General features: G+C 67.1%; 16 protein-coding genes. 1 reads left to right on the top strand and 15 read right to left on the bottom strand.

The window, feature by feature from the left end; genetic code table 11:
- Positions 1–126 precede the first annotated feature (126 nt).
- The 4 genes from EJL01_RS00440 to EJL01_RS00425 are packed head-to-tail and all read right to left on the bottom strand — an operon-like array spanning position 127 to position 5,166.
- The gene (locus EJL01_RS00440; RefSeq protein WP_125105771.1) at positions 127–1,788 is read right to left on the bottom strand and encodes a dipeptide ABC transporter ATP-binding protein; all 1,662 of its coding nucleotides are present in this window, start codon (positions 1,786–1,788) and stop codon (positions 127–129) included.
- Entirely contained in the window at positions 1,788–2,636 is an 849-nt protein-coding gene (locus tag EJL01_RS00435) for an ABC transporter permease (protein ID WP_125105770.1), read from the bottom strand. Before EJL01_RS00435 ends, EJL01_RS00440 begins: the two co-directional genes overlap by 1 nt.
- Positions 2,636–3,571 (bottom strand): ABC transporter permease, encoded by a 936-nt coding sequence (locus EJL01_RS00430; RefSeq protein ID WP_125105769.1) that lies wholly within the window; start codon positions 3,569–3,571, stop codon positions 2,636–2,638. The genes EJL01_RS00435 and EJL01_RS00430 overlap by 1 nt, the downstream gene beginning before the upstream one ends.
- A gap of 2 nt (positions 3,572–3,573) precedes the next feature.
- Positions 3,574–5,166: an ABC transporter substrate-binding protein gene (locus EJL01_RS00425; protein ID WP_125105768.1), complete on the bottom strand. Its 1,593-nt coding sequence runs from the start codon at positions 5,164–5,166 to the stop codon at positions 3,574–3,576.
- Positions 5,167–5,452: 286 nt separating this feature from the next.
- Here EJL01_RS00425 and EJL01_RS00420 point away from each other — a divergent pair, with 286 nt between their 5' ends.
- Positions 5,453–6,043: a DUF3043 domain-containing protein gene (locus tag EJL01_RS00420; protein ID WP_125105767.1), complete on the top strand. Its 591-nt coding sequence runs from the start codon at positions 5,453–5,455 to the stop codon at positions 6,041–6,043.
- Here the strand turns inward: EJL01_RS00420 and EJL01_RS00415 are convergent.
- The 11 genes from EJL01_RS00415 to ftsZ all read right to left on the bottom strand — a co-directional run bounded on the left by EJL01_RS00415 (position 6,040) and on the right by ftsZ (position 17,967).
- Positions 6,040–7,080, bottom strand: a complete 1,041-nt coding sequence (locus EJL01_RS00415) for a quinone-dependent dihydroorotate dehydrogenase (protein ID WP_125105766.1) — start codon at positions 7,078–7,080, stop codon at positions 6,040–6,042. The genes EJL01_RS00420 and EJL01_RS00415 overlap by 4 nt on opposite strands.
- 13 nt (positions 7,081–7,093) lie before the next feature.
- Positions 7,094–7,597 (bottom strand): transcriptional regulator NrdR, encoded by a 504-nt coding sequence (gene nrdR / locus EJL01_RS00410; RefSeq protein ID WP_125105765.1) that lies wholly within the window; start codon positions 7,595–7,597, stop codon positions 7,094–7,096.
- Between the two features lie 4 nt (positions 7,598–7,601).
- Positions 7,602–8,915, bottom strand: a complete 1,314-nt coding sequence (gene hisD, locus EJL01_RS00405) for a histidinol dehydrogenase (RefSeq protein WP_125105764.1) — start codon at positions 8,913–8,915, stop codon at positions 7,602–7,604.
- Between the two features lie 53 nt (positions 8,916–8,968).
- A complete protein-coding gene (gene dnaE, locus EJL01_RS00400) occupies positions 8,969–12,475 on the bottom strand; it encodes a DNA polymerase III subunit alpha (RefSeq protein ID WP_125105763.1) in 3,507 nt (1,168 codons plus the stop codon).
- A 33-nt stretch (positions 12,476–12,508) separates the two neighbouring features.
- Positions 12,509–13,438, bottom strand: coding sequence for an RluA family pseudouridine synthase (locus tag EJL01_RS00395; RefSeq protein WP_125105762.1), 930 nt, complete (start codon positions 13,436–13,438; stop codon positions 12,509–12,511).
- A gap of 2 nt (positions 13,439–13,440) precedes the next feature.
- Positions 13,441–14,019 carry a signal peptidase II gene (gene lspA, locus EJL01_RS00390; protein WP_241209061.1) on the bottom strand — a complete coding sequence of 193 codons (579 nt, stop codon included), beginning with the start codon at positions 14,017–14,019 and terminating at the stop codon, positions 13,441–13,443.
- 6 nt (positions 14,020–14,025) lie between these two features.
- Positions 14,026–14,847, bottom strand: coding sequence for a DivIVA domain-containing protein (locus EJL01_RS00385; RefSeq protein ID WP_125105761.1), 822 nt, complete (start codon positions 14,845–14,847; stop codon positions 14,026–14,028).
- Positions 14,848–14,957: 110 nt separating this feature from the next.
- On the bottom strand, positions 14,958–15,248 hold the full coding sequence (locus tag EJL01_RS00380; RefSeq protein WP_125105760.1) for a YggT family protein: 291 nt from the start codon (positions 15,246–15,248) through the stop codon (positions 14,958–14,960).
- 147 nt (positions 15,249–15,395) lie between these two features.
- Positions 15,396–15,902, bottom strand: coding sequence for a cell division protein SepF (locus EJL01_RS00375; RefSeq protein WP_125105759.1), 507 nt, complete (start codon positions 15,900–15,902; stop codon positions 15,396–15,398).
- A 31-nt stretch (positions 15,903–15,933) separates the two neighbouring features.
- Positions 15,934–16,647, bottom strand: a complete 714-nt coding sequence (locus EJL01_RS00370; protein ID WP_125105758.1) for a YggS family pyridoxal phosphate-dependent enzyme — start codon at positions 16,645–16,647, stop codon at positions 15,934–15,936.
- Positions 16,648–16,653: 6 nt separating this feature from the next.
- Entirely contained in the window at positions 16,654–17,967 is a 1,314-nt protein-coding gene (gene ftsZ / locus EJL01_RS00365; protein ID WP_125105757.1) for a cell division protein FtsZ, read from the bottom strand.
- Positions 17,968–17,978 lie beyond the last annotated feature (11 nt).

Below are 17,978 nucleotides of genomic sequence, written 5' to 3'. Positions count from 1 at the left end.
TGCGCGAGCTTGGCCCACGCGGCCGGGTCCTGCGGCGCGAAGCCGCCCACCGCATCCGCGCCGGCATGCCAGCCGGCTCCCTTGGCCGCGAGTCCGATCGAGAACTTGCTCGTCACTGTCATGCTCCTAGTCGTTCGATTCGTTCGCGCCGGTGGGCTGCGAGGCCCCGGCAACGTTGAGATTGGTGCCCGGAATCGCCTGCACGAGTGCCCGCGTGTATGCCTCGGTTGGGTGGTCGAGCACCTCGGTGGTGTACCCGGTTTCGACCATCTGGCCCTGTCGCAATACTCCCACTCGGTCGGCGAGTTCGCGCACGACGCCTAAATCGTGCGTAATAAACAGGTACGCGACCCCGGTCTCGCGCTGGAGGCGCGCGAGCAGGTCGAGCACCTGCGCCTGTACCGAGACATCGAGGGCCGAGACGGCCTCGTCAAGCACGATGCACTCGGGCTCGGAAGCAAGCGCGCGGGCGATCGCGACGCGCTGGCGCTGGCCGCCCGAGAGCTGCTCGGGTCGGCGCGAGGCAAACTCCGGCGGCAGCGCGACGGAATCGAGCAACTCGGCGACCCGCGCATCCCGCTGCTTCGGTGCGACGACCGAGAACTCGCGAAGCGGCTCGGCGATGGTCTGGCCGATGGTGCGCAGTGGGTTGAGCGAGGCGAACGGGCTCTGGTGCACAAGCTGGAACCGGCGGTGCAGCTCGCGAGCGGCCTCGCCGCGGGCGCCCGTCACGTCCTCTCCCCCGAACCTGACGCGACCCGACGTGGCCGGTTCAAGCTGCAGCGCGACGCGCGCCGTCGTCGTCTTGCCCGAGCCCGATTCGCCGACGAGCGCATAGGTTTCGCCCTTGTGGATGTGCAGGCTCACGCCGCCCACGGCGTCGAGGGTCTCGCCTCGGCGAATGCGGTACGTCTTGTGCACGTCCTCGAGCTCGAGCAGTGGCGCGTCGCTCGCGTCGACGAAGTGCCGCTCGCGCACGACGGTGCGGCCGAGGCCCGGAGCCGCCGCGACCAGCGATTTCGTGTACTCGTGCTTCGGTGCCCGCAGCACGTCCGCGGCCCTGCCGGTCTCGACGACCTTGCCGTGCTGCATCACGACGATGCGGTCGGCGCGGTCGGCCGCGACGCCGAGGTCGTGGGTAATGAGGAGTACCGCGAGGCCGCGCTCGCTGCGCAGTTGCTCGAGCCGGTCGAGAATCTGCCGCTGCACCGTCACGTCGAGGGCCGAGGTCGGCTCGTCGGCGACAAGCAGCTCGGGGTCACCCGCGAGGGCGGCGGCGATGAGCGCGCGCTGGCGCAGGCCGCCGCTGAGCTGCGAAGGCAGCTGCTGCGCACGCACCTCGGGCTGGTCGACCCCGGCCTCGGCAAGCAGCTCGATCGCGCGCTTCGGCGCGGCCGACCGCGAGGCAAGGCCGTGGATGCGCAGGGTCTCGGCGACCTGTCGACCAACCGGCAGCAGCGGATCGAGCGAGAGCGTCGGGTCCTGCGGCACGAGCGCGAGCTGCGCGCCGCGCACGCGATGCCACTCGCTGCGGCTCAACCCGGTGAGGTCGAGGCCATTGAACGCGAGTTCCTCGGCGCGCGACGTGGCGTTGCTCGCAAGCAGGTGCAGGACGGCTCGGGCGAGCGTCGACTTGCCCGAGCCGGACTCACCGACGATCGCGACGATCTCGCCGCGGTTGACCTCGAGGTCGATGCCCGCGACACCGGCGACATCGCCGCCGTCGGTCTGGTAATCGACGTGGAGCTGGCGTACCCGCAGCAGCGGCGTGGTTGTTGCAGTCGTCATCACTTACCTGCCCGTGCGATTCGGTTCGAAATGTAGGAGGCGGCGAGCACGACGATTGCGATCACGAGTCCCGGCAGCACCGTCAGCCACCAAGCGGTCGCCATGTAGTCCCGGCCGGCCGAGATCAGCGCGCCCCACTCGGGCACGTCTGGCGGCGCACCGAAGCCGAGGAAGCTCAGCGACGAGATGGCGAGCAGCGCGACGCCGAATTCGAGCGCGATGAGCGAGATCACCGGCGTGATTGAGTTCGGCAGGATGTGGCGCCAGAGCACGGTATACCAGCGGGCGCCGCTCATGAGCGCGGCCTCCACGTAAACGGCCTGCGCGTTCTGCAGCACCGACGAGCGCATGACGCGGGCGAAGGTCGCCATCGACGTGATTCCGACGGCCACGCCGATCTCGACGATGCCGAAGCCGAGCGAGGCGACAATGGCGATCGAGAGGAGGATGGCGGGGATCGAAAGAAACACGTCGACGATGCGCATGACCACCTCGTCGACCCAGCCGCGCAGGTAGCCCGCGAGCAGGCCGAGCACCGAGCCGACCACGAAGCCGAGCCCGACCGCGAGTGCAGCCGCCGAGAGCGTCACCGAGGCGGCGTAGACGGTGCGGGCGTAAACATCTTGCCCGAGTTGGTTTGTGCCGAAGGGATGCGCGCCCGAGGGCGCCTGAAGCCGGTCGGCGGTGTCGACCGCAGCCGGGTCGGTCGCGGTGAACAGGCCGGGCCAGATGGCCCACGCGACGACGACGAGCACGATCAGCACGGCGACGCCGAGGCCAATGTTGCCGGCGAGGCCGACCTTGCAGCGAGCGCCAGCGTTGCTGGTGACTTGGGTGAGCGAGGTCACTATGCCGCCACCTTTCCGGTCAGCGCGATTCGGCGGTCGATGAGCGGGGTCACGAAGTCGACGAGGAGGTTGATCACGACGAACACGAGCGCCGCGATCGTGACGATCGCGAGTACGACCGAAATCTCGCTGCTCTCGACCGCGCCGATCAGCTCGCGGCCGAGGCCGTTGCGCGAGAACACCGTCTCGGTCACGACGGTGCCACCGAGCATGCCGGCGACGAGGATGCCGACCATGTTGAGGGAGGGCAACGCCGCGCCGCGCAGTGCGTGGCCGAACACGATGCGGGGGCGCGTGGCACCCTTCGCCCGCACCTGCTCGGCGTAGGCGCTCGCCATTTCGATGCGCAGGCTCGAGGCGAGCACCTGGGCGAGGTACGCGCCGGTCGTGATCGCGAGCGAGAGCGCAGGAAGCACGATCGAGGCGAACGTGCCGGTGTTGTAGGCGGGGAACCAGCCGAGGCCGAACGAGAACGCCTGCAGCAGCAAGAGGCCGAGCCAGAACGACGGCAGCGAGATCGCGATGGGCGGCAGCGCCGAGAGCAGCCCGCGCAGCCAGGCGGCGCGGGGGTACACCGAGGCGATGCCGACGACGAGGCCGATGATGAGCGCGAACACGAGCGCGACGCCAACAAGTTCGAGGGTGTTCGGCAGCGAGCGAGCGATGATCTGTGAGACGGGCTCACCGGTGCCGACGGTGACGCCGAAGTCACCGCGCACGGCACCGAACAGGGCCGCAACATACTGCACGTACCAGGGTCGGTTCAGGCCGAGCGCCTCTCGGCGGGCTTCGAGCGCCGCCGGGTCGGACGCATCCACGCCCGCTGCCGCGACCGCGTCGCCGGGGAGGAAGAAGAGGATGAGCCAGGCCGCGGTGAACGCGGCCCAGATGATGAGGACGCCGAAGCCGATGCGGCGCAGAAGGTAGGTCGCCATCGTTACTGCTCCGTCCAGGCGCTAGCGAAGTCGACGCGGCTCGAGGCATCAAACGTGATGCCGTGCGTGGTCGGCGACGACACGATCGTGGTCGAGAGCTGCATGACCGGAATCACGGCGCCCTGCTCGAGGATGAGCGCGACGGCCTCGTCGACCGCCTCCTGCCGCTGCTCGGGGTCGGAGATCTCGTCGATGCGCTGGAGCGCCTCGTCGATGCTCGTGTCGGGGCGGTTTTCGTTGAAGAGCGCGTTCGGACCGATCAGGCTGCTCATCGCGCTCGGGTCGGCCCGGGTCGAGTTCACCCACCACAGGGCACGCGAGCCGTCCCCGATGGTGCCGGTCTGCTGCGCGACGGTGGTCTGCTTGAGCTGCATATCGACGCCGATGTCCTTGAATTGCTGCTGAATCAGCTGGAGCGCGTCGCCCGTCGGCTGCCAGTAGTCGAGGGTGAAGCTCAGTCGCTCGCCGTCCTTCTCGCGCACACCGTCGGCGCCGAGCTCCCAACCGGCCTCGTCGAGCAGCTGGTTCGCGAGGTCGACGTCATACGCAAACTCGTCGGAGACGTCGTTGTAGAGCGGCGTCGTGTCGCTGAGCACCGAGGTGGCCGGGCGGTCGTTCGGCGTGAGTAGCGAGTTGACGGCGTCGCGATCGATCGCGTGCATGAGCGCCTGGCGCACGGCCGGGTCTTTGCCCACCGTGCTGTCGAAGTTGACGAGGAAGCCGTAGACCTGGCCCGGGTTCGCCCGGTTGTTGAGCTCGAAGCCGCGCTCCGAGAAGATCTCCTGGTCGAGCGCCGAGATGTTGTTCGACGCCTGAATCTGGTTGCTCAGCAGCGTGCCCGTCAGGGTCGACGACTCAGGAATGACGGCGAAGCGAAGCTCCTCGAGGTAGGGCGCACCCTGGTTCTCGACGCTCGGCGGCGCCCAGGCGTAGTCCTTCCGACCCTTCAGCACGGCGATCGTGTCTGGCTCGTAGCGATCGAGGGCGAACGGGCCAGAGCCCGCGAAGTCGCCGGCGCAGCGGTCGGCCTGCGACTTCTTCGTCGACTCGGTTGAGATCATCCCGAGTGCCTGCGACGCGGAGGCCTGCAGGAAGTCGCCGCGGGGCGACGCAAAGGTGAGCTGCACCGTCATATCGTCGGGCGTCTCGACCGATTCGAGGCCGGTGGTGTACCGCGCGCCAAGCACCGCGACGGCACCCATTTCGAGGATGCTGTCGAAATTCGCCTTGACCGAGGCCGCATCGACCGGTGTGCCGTCGGAGTAGCTCGCGCCGTCGGCGAGGTGGAAAGTGAACTCGGTCGACTCGTCATTGATCTCCCACGAGCTTGCCAGCCACGGCTCAATCTCGCCCGTGTCGGGGTTCTGCCACGTCAGCGACGCCACGAGCGGCTTACTCATGACGATCGCGTCGTTCGACGAGACCTGTTGCGGGTCGATGCAGCCGAGGTCGTCGGGCAGTCCGTACACGAGCGTGCCACCCATCTGCGGTGTGGTGGCATCGCCGCTGCTCGTCGTCGTGGTGCTGGCCGCGCAGCCGGTAAGCGCGAGCACAGCTGCGGCGAGCATCGGAACGATGCGGATGCGCGAGGCCATAGAGCTCCTTGAGCGGGTTGGATCGGTTGCCTCGGAAACATATGCACGTGCACCAAAGCCCCCACGAACTTAGTGAACAGTGAGCCGATGTCTCGCAGCGCCACGATCCACGTCGTCACGATTCGTCACGTGTCGTCATTCCCCGTCACAGTCGCGATTCGCCGTTGTGCCGACGTCGACAGATTTGCTAATTGCGAACGTCGCGGCCGATTCTTGCGGGACCTGCGCCCGACGCATCCGCGTCGCTTAGAATTGGCGGATACCGCAGTCAACGTAGAAGGACACCATGGCGAAGAATTCGGCGAGCGAGCAGAACGTCCCCGAGTCGAGCGACGAGGCCGCTCAGGCCCCGGCCAAGAAGGGACCAACGCCGCGCCGTAGGGACGCCGAGGCGGCGAACTTCCGCCCGCTCGTGCCCGAGGACCGCAAGGAGGCCAAACGCCAGTCGAGGGCCAAGATGCAGGTCGAGCAGCAGAAGGCGCGCGAGGGCATGGCCCGGGGCGACGACCGCTACCTGCGCCCGAACGAGCGCGGTCCGCAGAAGCGCTACCTGCGCGACTTCATCGACGCGCGCATCACGCTCGGTGAGTGGCTCCTCCCCCTCATGTTCCTCGTGATCTTCGCCACATTCATTCCGCAGACGAACGCCGCAGTCTGGGCGATGATGTTCATCTGGGTCTACCTCGCGCTCTGCGTCGCCGAGGGTCTGCTCTACGGCGTAATGATTCGCCGCAAGGTGCGCGAGGTCGTCGGCGACGACAAGGCCGAAAAGGGCTTCCTCTTCCAAGCCATGGGCCGCAGCATGCAGATCCGCATGCTGCGCATGCCGAAGCCGCAGGTGAAGCGCTTCGACAAGGTCGAGTTCACCGGCCGCTAGCGCGCCAGCTCGCGGTTGATCGCCGCGGCCCACATCGGTCCCTCATAGAGGAACGCCGTGTAGCCCTGCACGAGCGTCGCCCCGGCGTCGAGCCTCGCGCGCACATCGCCGGCGCCAGTGACGCCGCCGACCGAGATGACGCAGAGGTCGTCGCCGAGCGCGGCCCGCACGAGGCGCAGCACTTCGAACGAGCGGTTCGCGAGCGGCGCCCCCGAAAGGCCGCCGGCGCCGTACGCCTCGACGACGCGGGCGGGGGCGCGCAGGCCAGCACGCGAGATCGTCGTGTTCGTCGCGACGACGCCCGCGAGCCCGACACGTCGCACGAGCTCGCCGATGCGCTGGATCGCGTCGTTCTCAAGGTCGGGCGCGATCTTGACGAGCAGGGGCACACCGTCGGCCGCATCGAGGGTCTCGCGCAGGATCGGCTCGAGCGCGTCAAGCTCCTGCAGACCGCGAAGGCCCGGAGTATTCGGCGACGACACGTTGATGACCAGGTAGTCGGCCTCGTCGCGCACGGCCTTCGCCGCGGCAACGTAGTCGGCGACCGCATCCTCATCACGTGTCAGCTTGTTCTTGCCGATGTTGACACCGACGATGGCACCGCGGTTGCGGCGCGCGCGCAGCGACGCCGCGGCCCCCTCGGCGCCGTCGTTGTTGAAGCCCATGCGGTTGATCAGGCCACGGTCGCGGGGCAGACGGTACATCCTCGGCTTCGGATTGCCCGGCTGCGCGAGCGGCGTCACGGTGCCCACCTCGACGTGGCCGAAGCCGAGCGCCGCGAGGCCGTCAACCATGTCGGCATTCTTGTCGAAGCCGGCCGCGAGGCCGAAGGGCGAGGGGAACTCGAGTCCGAGCGCGCTCGTGCGCAGCCGCGCATCCGGCTTGGTGAAGCGACCGAGCACCGCCGCGAGCGGTCGCAGCGACCCGATCCAGCGGATTACCGTGGCACCGAAGTGGTGGGCCTTCTCGGCATCCATGCGTCGAAAGACGCAGTTGAAGACAACGCGGTAACCGGCTCGAGCGAGTTGCAGTAGCACTGGGATTCCTTCGCTATTCGGACTGGTCGAGCGGCTCGCCGTCGACGGTCTCGTCGGAGTACTTCGGCACGATGTCGTCGTGCTTGAGGTGTTGGATCGCCTGCTCGAAGTCGTTCAGCGAGGCAAAGCCCTGATACACACTCGCGAAGCGGAGGTACGCGATGTCGTCGAGCTCGCGCAGGAACGGCAGGATCGCGAGGCCGATCTCGTTCGCCTCGACCTGCGAAGCGCCAGACTGCCGGATCGTCTCTTCGACCTTCTGCGCGAGCTGCGCGAGGTCGGCATCGGTGACCGGGCGGCCCTGGCACGCCTTGCGCACGCCCGACATCACCTTGTCACGCGAGAACGACTCGGCGACGCCTGAGCGCTTGATCACGCTGAGGCTCGCGGTCTCCAGCGTCGAGAAGCGGCGATTGCAGTTCGGGCACTGGCGACGACGACGAATCGCGTAGCCGTCATCGGTGGTGCGCGAGTCGATGACGCGCGAATCGGGGTGGCGACAGAAGGGGCAGTGCACGGCGCTACTCCCCCGTCGTCGCGCGGGCGGCGACCGCCGCGGCGTGGGCCGGCAGGTCTTCCGCGAGCGCCACCGCGCTGAGGCGATCGGCGACGTCGGCGAGCGCCGCGGCGTCGTAGCGAATGATCTGTTGGGCGCGCAGGAACGTGTAGGCGCCGAGGCCGGCCGAGTGCGCCGACTGGCCGCCTGTGGGCAGCACGTGGTTCGATCCGGCGATGTAGTCGCCGAGCGGCACGGGCGAGTTCGGGCCGAGGAAGATCGCGCCCGCGTTCGTGATGTTGTGCAGCGTCGCGTCGTCGTCGGCGGTGTGAAGTTCGAGGTGCTCGGGGCCGTAGACGTTCGACACGGCGCAGGCCGCGGGAAGGTCGTCGACGAGCACGATCGCCGACTGCTGGCCCGAGAGTGAGACGTTGACGCGCTCGGCGTGCTTGGTCGCGGCGGCGATGGCCGCGAGTTCGGTCGCCACCGCGTCGGCGAGAGTCTGGCTGTCGGTGACGAGCACGGCCGCGGCCAGCTCGTCGTGCTCGGCCTGGCTGAGCAGGTCGGCGGCGATGAGCCGCGGCTGCGCGGTCTCATCGGCGATGATGAGGATCTCGGTGGGGCCGGCCTCGGCGTCGATGCCGACCTGGGCACTGACGGCCCGCTTCGCCGCCGCGACCCAGACATTCCCCGGGCCGGTGATGACGTTGACCGGCGCAAGGTCGAGCTCGGCGACACCGTAGGCGAGCGCGCCAATCGCGCCCGCGCCACCCATCGCATACACCTCGGTGACGCCGAGGATGCCCGCGGCGGCAAGGATGGTCGGGTGCGGCAGCCCGCCGAACTCGGCCTGCGCGGGCGAAGCGAGGGCGATCGACCGCACGCCGGCCGCCTGGGCGGGTACCACGTTCATGACAACGCTCGAGGGGTACACGGCCTTACCGCCGGGTACGTAGAGCCCGACGCGGTCGACCGGCTGCCACCGCTGCTCGATGATGGCGCCGTTCCCGAGTTCGGTGCGCGCGGGCGGCGGCACCTGGGCCGCCGATCCGAGCCGCACGCGGCGAATCATTTCGTCGAGCCCGGCACGCACCTGCGCATCGAGCCCCGCGACGGCGTCATCAATGGCCTGCTGCGGCACCCGGAGGTGCTCAGGGCGCACCCCATCGAACTTCTCGGCCTGCTCGCGCAGCGCATCCGCCCCATGCTCGCGCACGTCTTGGATGAGCTGGGTCGCGCCGGCGAGCGCACGGCTCACGTCGACCTCGGGGCGGGGCAGGGCGTCGCGCAGCTGCGCGGCCGAAAGGTCGCGGCCGCGCAGGTCAATGAGCTGGATCATAGTGACCCCATTCTAATGACGAGCGCGCGGTGCCCCGCACCCCGAACCCGTCGCTAGCTGACCGAGCCGGGGCCGAGCAGTGCAGCGAGCTCCGAGTAGATCGCCGACCCGAGCGACACCCGGTGCGGCAGCTCGAACACGCGCACCGATTGCTGCGTCTCGAGGTGCAGGCGCACCTCCGACTCGCCTATGTTGCGGCGCAGGAGTTCATCTAGTTCGGTCACGACCGTCTCGGTCGCCCGCACATCGGGCAGCGTCAGGGTGAGCGGCGGGTTGTCGCCGACCGACAGGTGCGGCACCGTGATTCCCTGCGCCGTGATGTTGATGCCGTCGTCGCGGTGCTGCGCCCGGCCACGAATCACGGCGATCGTGTCGCTCTCGAGCTGATCGCGGTATTCGAGGTAGGTCTTGCCGAGGAACATGACGGTGATCTCGCCGCCGAAGTCCTCGAGCGAGACGAGGCCGTACGGGTTGCCCGAGTTGCGCGCCACGCGGTGCTGCACCGTCGTAATGAGCCCGGCGATCTGCACCTGCTCGCCATCGCGTACCTCGGTGTCGCCGACGAGGTCGAGGATCGGCGTGGCCGAGAGCTTCGACAGCTCGACCTCAAGCCCCTTGAGCGGATGGTCAGATACGTAGAGGCCGAGCATGTCCCGCTCGAAGGCGAGCTTGTCCTTGCGCGTGAACTCTGGGCGCTCCGGCACCACCTGCTCTTCTTCCTCGAACTCCATGAGCCCCGCGAAGAGGTCGACCTGGCCATGGGCCTCGTTGCGCTTGCGGCTTACGGCCGCGTCGATCGCGTCCTCGTGAATCTCGAGCAGCGCGCGGCGCGTCGGGCCCATCGTGTCGAAGGCACCTGCTTTGATGAGCGATTCGACGGTGCGCTTGTTCGCGACCGAGATCGGCACCTTCTTGAGGAAGTCGTGGAACGAGGTGAAGTCACCCTGGTCCTCGCGCGCCTTGATGATCTCGGCGACGACCTGCTCGCCCACGTTCCGCACGGCGCCGAGGCCGAAGCGGATGTCGTGGCCGACAGCGCGGAAGCGCAGGGTCGACTCGTTCACGTCGGGCTGCAGCACCTGGATGCGCATGCGGCGGCACTCGTTGAGGTACTCGGCGAGCTTGTCGCGCGAGTCACCCACCGAGGTGAGCAGGCCGGCCATGTACTCGGGCGCGTAGTGCGTCTTGAGGAACGCGGTCCAGTACGAGATCACGCCGTACGCGGCCGAGTGCGCCTTGTTGAACGCGTAGTCCGAGAACGGCAGCAGGATGTCCCAGAGCGCCTTCACGGCCGCATCCGAGAAGCCGTTCTGATTCATGCCCTCCGAGAAGATCGCGAACTGCTTGTCGAGCTCGGACTTCTTCTTTTTACCCATCGCGCGACGCAGTAGGTCGGCCTGGCCGAGCGTGTAGCCAGCGACCTTCTGCGCGATCGCCATCACCTGCTCCTGGTAGATGATGAGGCCGTACGACTCCGAGAGGATGTCGGCGAGCGGCTCTTCGAGCTCGGGATGGATCGGCGTGATCGGCTGCTGGCCGTTCTTGCGCATCGCGTAGTTCGTGTGCGAGTTCGCGCCCATGGGACCGGGGCGGTACAGCGCGATGGTCGCCGAAACGTCGTCGAAGTTGTCGGGGCGCATGAGGCGCAGCAACGAGCGCAGGCCGTTGCCATCGAGCTGGAACACGCCGAGCGTGTCGCCGCGGCTCAGGAGTTCGTACGTCGCCTTGTCGTTGAGTTCGAGGGTCTCGAGGTCGATCGTCTCGCCGCGGTTCTGCGTGATGTTCTCGAGCGCATCCGAGATGATCGTGAGGTTGCGCAGCCCGAGGAAGTCCATCTTGATCAGGCCGAGCGACTCGCACGAGGGGTAGTCGAACTGCGTGACGATCTGGCCGTCCTGCTCACGCTTCATGAGCGGGATCACGTCGATGATCGGCTGCGATGACATGATCACGCCGGCCGCGTGCACACCCCACTGGCGCTTCAGGCCCTCGATGCCCTTCGCGGTCTCGAACGCCTTCTGGAAGTCGGGGTTCGACTCGATGACGGCACGCATCTCCCCCGCTTCCTTGTAGCGCGGGTGCGTCGTGTCGTAGACACCGGCGAGCGGGATGTCCTTGCCCATAATCGCCTCGGGCATCGCCTTCGTGAGTTGGTCGCCGACCGAGAAGGGGTAGCCGAGCACGCGCGAGGCATCCTTTAGCGCCTGCTTCGACTTGATCGTGCCGTACGTAACGATCTGCGCGACGTACTCGTCGCCGTACTTTTCGGTGACGTAGTGGATCACCTCGGAGCGGCGACGGTCGTCAAAGTCGATATCGAAGTCGGGCATCGAGACGCGGTCGGGGTTGAGGAAGCGCTCGAAGATCAGGCCGTGCTCGAGCGGGTCGAGGTCGGTAATGCGCATCGCGTAGGCGCACATCGAGCCGGCGCCCGAGCCGCGGCCCGGGCCGACGCGCACGCCGTTCTGCTTCGCCCACTGGATGTAGTCGGCAACAACGAGGAAGTAACCCGGGAAGCCCATCTGGGTGATGATGCCGATCTCGTAGTCGGCCTGCTTGCGCACGTCATCGGGGATCGTGTCGCCGTAGCGGTAGTGCAGGCCGCGGTCGACCTCTTTCACGAACCACGTCGCCTCGGTCTCGCCCTCGGGTACCGGGAACGCGGGCATGTAGTTTGCCTCTTCGTCGAAGGCGGCCGAGCAGCGCTCGGCGATCAGGAGGGTGTTGTCGCAGCCCTCAGGGAACTCGCGGAACTGGTGCCGCATCTCCTCGGCGGTCTTGAGGTAGTACCCCTCGCCGTCGAACTTGAAGCGATTCGGGTCGTCGAGGGTCGAACCCGACTGCACGCAGAGCAGCGCCGAGTGTGCGACTGCGTCTTCCTTGTGCGTGTAGTGGAGGTCGTTCGTGATGACCATCGGCAGGTCCATGTGGTCGCGCAGCTTGAGCAGGTCATCGCGCACGCGGCGCTCGACGCCGACCCCGTGGTCCATGAACTCGAGGAAGAAGTTGTCCTTGCCGAAGATATCGCGGAACTCCCCCGCGGCCTCGACCGCCGCATCCCACTGCCCTAGCCGCAGACGCGTCTGCACCTCGCCCGAGGGGCAACCCGTCGTCGCGATGACGCCCTTGGCGTAGCGCTGCAGCAGCTCACGGTCCATGCGCGGCTTAAAGTACTGCCCCTCAATCGACGCGTACGACGAAAGTCGGAATAGGTTGTGCATGCCCTCGGTGGTCTCGGAAAGCATCGTCATGTGGGTGTAAGCGCCACCACCCGAGACGTCGTCACCGCCGCCGTTGCCCCAACGCACGCGCGAGCGGTCTGAACGGTGTGTGCCCGGCGTGAGGTACGCCTCGGTGCCGATGATCGGCTTAATGTCGTAGCGCTTCGCTGTGCGGAAGAACTCGTACGCCGAGAACATGTTGCCGTGGTCGGTTGTGGCGATCGCCGGCATACCGAGTTCGGCCGCGCGTTTGATCATGTCCTCAATCTTCGCCGCGCCGTCGAGCATCGAATACTCGGTGTGGTTGTGCAGGTGAACGAACGAGTCTGATGCCGCCACGGTGTTCCTCCAAGCTCTTGCGAAGCCTCGAGTCTACTCGGGCTGACCTGCCCGGAGGAGTTCGAGGGCATGTTGCAGATCGGCCGGATACTCCGAGCTGAACTCGACGTAGCCGCCACGCTCGGGATGCTCGAAACCGAGTTTCACGGCGTGCAGCCACTGCCGCTCGAGGCCCAGCGCGGCCGCGAGCTTCGGGTCGCCGCCGTACAGTGGGTCGCCCATGCACGGGTGGTGCTGAGCCGACGTGTGCACGCGGATCTGGTGTGTGCGGCCCGTCTCGAGGTGCACTTCGATGAGCGAGCCGCGGCGGAACGCCTCAAGCGTCTCATAGTGGGTAATTGACGGCTTGCCGCCAGCGACCACCGCGAACTTCCAGCTCGAGCCGGGATGCCGGCCGATCGGCGCGTCGATCGTGCCCGAGAGCGGATCGAGCAGCCCCTGCACGACCGCGTGATACGTCTTGTCGACGGTGCGGTCGCGGAACGCCTGCTTGAGCACCGAGTAGGCGCGCTCGGTCTTCGCCACGACCATCAGGCCGCTCGTACCGACGTCGAGGCGGTGCACGATGCCCTGGCGCTCCGGCTGCCCAGAGGTCGAGATGCGGAAGCCCGCCGCAGCGAGCGCGCCGAGCACAGTCGGGCCAGTCCAACCCACCGAGGGATGCGCGGCGACGCCGACCGGCTTCATCACCACGACGAAGCTCGTCTCGTCGTGGACAATCTCGAGCTCGGGCACCTCGATCGGCTCAACCTGGAGGGGCCGCTCGGGTTCCCACTCGACGTCGAGCATCGCGCCGGCCCGCAGGCGGTCCGATTTGCCGACGACCCGGCCGTCCAGGCGCACCGTGCCCCGATCTGCGATCGCTGCAACGCGCGAACGGCTGAGCCCGAGGAGCTTCGAGACCCCGGCATCCACCCGCTCGCCGTCGAGGCCATCGGGCACCGGAAGCATGCGTGATTCCATGCCTAGGCTCGTGTGCTTCCGTCGGGCGTCGACTCGACGTCATCCGCCGGCTCGTCGTCGCTGCGCCTGCGACGACGACCGTCAAGGCCGACGTCGAGAATCGTGAGCAGCACGAACAGGCACATCCCCACGACCACGCCGATGTCGGCGACGTTGTAGATCGCCGGCATCATCCACGGCGTCGAGATGAAGTCGACGACGTGTCCCTCACCGAACGACGGCGGCCGAAACAGTCGATCCACGAGGTTGCCGAGCGCACCGCCGAGCACGAGGCCGAACACGAGCGCCCACCACTTCGACTGGATGCGCCGGGCGAGCACGACGATGACGACGACGACCGCGGTGGCCACGACCGTGAGGATCCATGTCATGTCGGCGATCATCGAGAAGGCCGCACCAGGGTTGCGCACGAAATACCACTGCAGGGCGCTGCCGAGCACCGGCACGACCTCGCCTTCCGTCAGGTTGGTTTCGACGAGGTGCTTGGTGAATTGGTCGAGGGAAAACCAAACAACAGCGATTCCGGCCAGGAGTGTAAGGACTCCTGGCCGGACTCGCCGTTTGGGGAATTCATCGCTCACGCGGTGCTAGTTCTTCGCCTCGCCACCGTCGAGCTCGTTGCTTGAAGCAGTGAATTCTTCGAGCTGACCCTCGATGTAGCTGCGCAGCTGCGTGCGGTAGCTCGCCTCGAAGCCGCGCAACTCTTCGATGCGCTCCTCGAGTCGGCTCTTCGTGTTCTCAAGGCTCGTCGTGATCTCGCGCTCGCGGGTCTCCGCATTCGTGATCAGCGTCTTCGCCTTGTTTTCAGCCTCGCTCACCAGGCGGTTCGCGTTGGTCTGCGAGTCCTGAGTGCGCTTAGTCGCGGCGGCCTCGGCCTCCTGAACAAGCTTGGTCGCGACCGCTTCGGCGTCGGCCTTGCGCTTCTTCGCCTCGGCCTCGGCATCAGCAACGAGCTTCGACGCCTTCGTCTCGGCTTCCTTGATGAGCTGATCGCGGGTGCGAGTACCTTCGGCGATGTGCTCGTCATGGAGCCGACGGGCAAGGGCAAGGAGCGAAGAGCTCGACGCTGCCTCGTCTTCGCCAGCGCCGAGCGCGGCGGCAGGTGCAGCGGCCTGAGCTGCGGGAGCCGGAGCCGCGGGGGCCTCCTGCTTGGCCGGTGCCTCGGGCGCTTCGGCCTCGGACTCGGCAGGTGCTTCGGGTTGGGCCTGCGCTGCCGCCGCGGGTGCGGACGCACCCTCCGACTGCAGTCGCTCGTTTTCAGTGCGCAGTTCGTCGTTCTCGGCGATCAGGCGACGCAGTTCAACAACAACTTCATCAAGGAAGTCGTCTACTTCGTCCTGGTCGTATCCCTCCCGGAACTTCGTCTGCTGAAAACGCTTATTGACCACGTCTTCCGGAGTCAGTGCCATTTCCGACCCTTTCGTTTCGACAAGAAGTTTGGTACCGATCACACTACGGTACTTGTGCCACGTTCGTCACATTCCCTAGCGGTGAACCCGTCCACGATAGCGGGCAAGTCTTAGAAGAAGATGCTCCGCACGACGATCGAGAGCACGCTCAGCGCGATGATCACGACGATCCAGGCGAGGTCGAGCGCGACAGGACCAACCCGCACCGGCTTGATCCAGCGGCGCACGAACTTCAGCGGTGGATCGGTCAGCGTGTAGACGAATTCGGCCAGCAACAGCACGAAGCCGCGCGGCCGGAAGCTCGGCACGAGCACAACCACCCAATCGAGGATGAGCCGCGCCCACATGACGAAGTTGTAGAGCTGCAGGGCGATCAGCAGGATCGTGCCAATGAGAGCCAAAGGGGGCGCGCTTTCTGTGAGGTTCAAGCGGTCGGGCGAGCGACCACCTAGTTATTCTGCCAGGCTCTGGGAAAACAGCCATCGGCGGCGCACCGTATTCGGTGCACCGCCGAGGTGATCACACCTGGAGGCCCGAGGCCCTACCGCCTAGGCGAAGAAGGTCGGGTCGTCGTTGCGAACGTGCTGCTCGTCACCGTGCACGTTGACGTGCTCGGGCGTGAGCAGGAACACGCGGTTCGTGACGCGCTCGATACGACCGTTGAGACCCTGGGTGAGGCCCGACGCGAAGTCGATGATGCGGCGCGCGTCGGCGTCGGTCATCTGCGAGAGGTTCATGATGACGGGCACGCCGTCGCGGAAGCTCTCGGCGATGAGCTGGGCGTCCTTGTCGTAGGCCTTCGGGTGGACGGTGAGGATTTCGTTCATCTCTCCAACTGCTGTGGTCGAGGGCTTCGGAGCTGGCGCGGGGGTCATCGTCGGCTTGATCGGCGTCACGGGGGCCGAGAACTCTTCCTCCTGCACCGCCTCGACGCGGTCGGTCTGCACGGCCCCCGGCGCCGGTGCCGGGCGTGCGGATGCGGTCGTCGCAGTGGTCTCTTCCTGCTCCTCGGCGAGGCCGAGGTAGACCATGGCATTGCGAAGGGGGTTAGCCATTGTTGCCTCCTGTGATTGGTGTTACTCCACGTTATTGCTGGCCGGACCGTTTTCCGGTGATTGCCTCGCCGATTCGCAGGTGTGTTGCTCCCTGTGAAATTGCTGAATGGAAGTCGTGAGACATGCCCATCGACAGCCAATCTGCGTCGGGCGCGAGGGTGCGGATGCGCTCCGAAGTTTCGCGCGCCTGCGCGAACGCGGCCTCGGGCTCCATGTCGATCGGGGCGACGGTCATCACGCCGCGAAGCCGCAGCGTGTGAGTTGCGAGGATGCGCTCGGCGAGCGACTCAGCCTCGGTCAGCGGCACGCCTCCGCGGCTCGTGTCGCCATCGATCGAGAGCTGAATCGTCACATCGACCGTCACGTCCTCGAGCTTCCCGAGGGCCTCGACGAGGTCCTCGCGGTCGATGGACTCGATGACGTCGGCGTAGCGCGCGACCTGCCGGGCCTTGTTGCGTTGGAGCTGTCCGATGAAGTGCAGCTGGGCGTCCGCCACCTCGTGGGCAACCTCGGCCTTGAGCCGCGATTCTGGGTGGCGGTTCTCACCGAAGTCACGCACGCCGAGCTCAGCAAGGGCGCGCACGATTTCGGGGTCGTGGAACTTCGTGACAGCGACGAGCGTGATCTGTTCCGCAGAGCGGCCGGCTGCGTCCGCGGCAGCAGAAATGCGCTCGCGCACCGTCTCGAGACGGTGCGCGAGCTCTGCGTCACTCCCCCACGAGGGCGAAACGGGCGTAGTGGTCACGACGATCTAGCGCAGAAAGTCGGGGATGTCGAGGTCGTTCTCGTCCTCACCGTACGAGGCGTCGGCATAGGGCGACTCGGTCTGGCGCGGCGAGATGGTCGGCGCCTCGGCGGTCGACCACGCGGGGCTCTCGCCGAGACGCGGGGCCGCCTCTTCGGCGGGCTTGCGCTCGGCCGGCTGCTCGGTCGAGCCTGCCGCGTTGGCCGAGTTCGAGGCGTTGGTCGAGGTGTTGGTCGAGGCGTAGGCCGGTGCCTGCGGCTCCTCCTGCTTCGCCGACTGGTTGCGCGCGGTGGCCTCTTCGAGCGAGGGCAGCGGGCTCGGCGCCGACTTCGGGATCTCTGCCTCGTCGAGCGGACGGGGCTGGCCACCGTCGAAGCCGGCGGCGATGACCGTCACGCGCACCTCGTCGCCGAGAGTGTCGTCAACCGCGGTACCGAGAATAATGTTCGCGCCCTCGTGCACGGCGTCGCGTACGAGCTGCGCGGCCTCGGCGACCTCGAACATGCCGAGGTTCGAGCCACCCTGCACCGACAGGAGCACGCCGTGCGCGCCCTCGATCGAGGCTTCAAGCAGCGGCGACGCGACCGCGAGTTCGGCGGCCTTCACCGAGCGGTCAGCGCCGCGCGAGGTACCAATACCCATGAGGGCCGAACCGGCACCCTGCATGACCGACTTCACGTCGGCGAAGTCGACGTTGATCACGCCCGGATTGGTGATGAGATCGGTGATGCCCTGCACACCGGCGAGGAGCACCTGGTCGGCTGTGGCGAACGCCTCGAGCATGGAGATGCCGCGGTCGCTGATCGCGAGCAGGCGGTCGTTCGGCACGACGATGAGCGCGTCGACCTGCTCCTTGAGCGCGGCGACGCCGTGTTCGGCCTGGTCGGCGCGGCGACGACCCTCGAACGAGAACGGCTTCGTGACGACACCGATGGTGAGAGCGCCGAGCGACTTCGCGATGCGCGCGACGACGGGCGCGCCACCCGTACCGGTGCCGCCACCCTCACCGGCGGTGACGAAGACCATGTCGGCACCGGTGAGCGCCTCCTCGATCTCCTCAACGTGGTCTTCGGCGGCGCGACGGCCAATCTCCGGGTCGGCGCCGGCGCCGAGGCCACGGGTAAGTTCGCGGCCGACGTCGAGCTTGACGTCGGCGTCCGACATCAGCAGCGCCTGCGCGTCAGTGTTGATCGCGATGAACTCAACGCCGCGCAGACCGATGTCGATCATTCGGTTCACGGCATTCACGCCACCGCCACCAACGCCGACGACCTTGATTACGGCGAGGTAGTTGTTCGTTGCTGCACTGGTGTTCGACACGTGAGCGGCCC

This window comes from Gulosibacter massiliensis (assembly GCF_900626105.1).
In the GTDB taxonomy this organism is placed as follows: domain Bacteria; phylum Actinomycetota; class Actinomycetes; order Actinomycetales; family Microbacteriaceae; genus Gulosibacter; species Gulosibacter sediminis.
The sequence above is the reverse complement of the archived record's forward strand: the minus strand, read 5'-3'. Positions and strand labels throughout refer to the sequence as shown.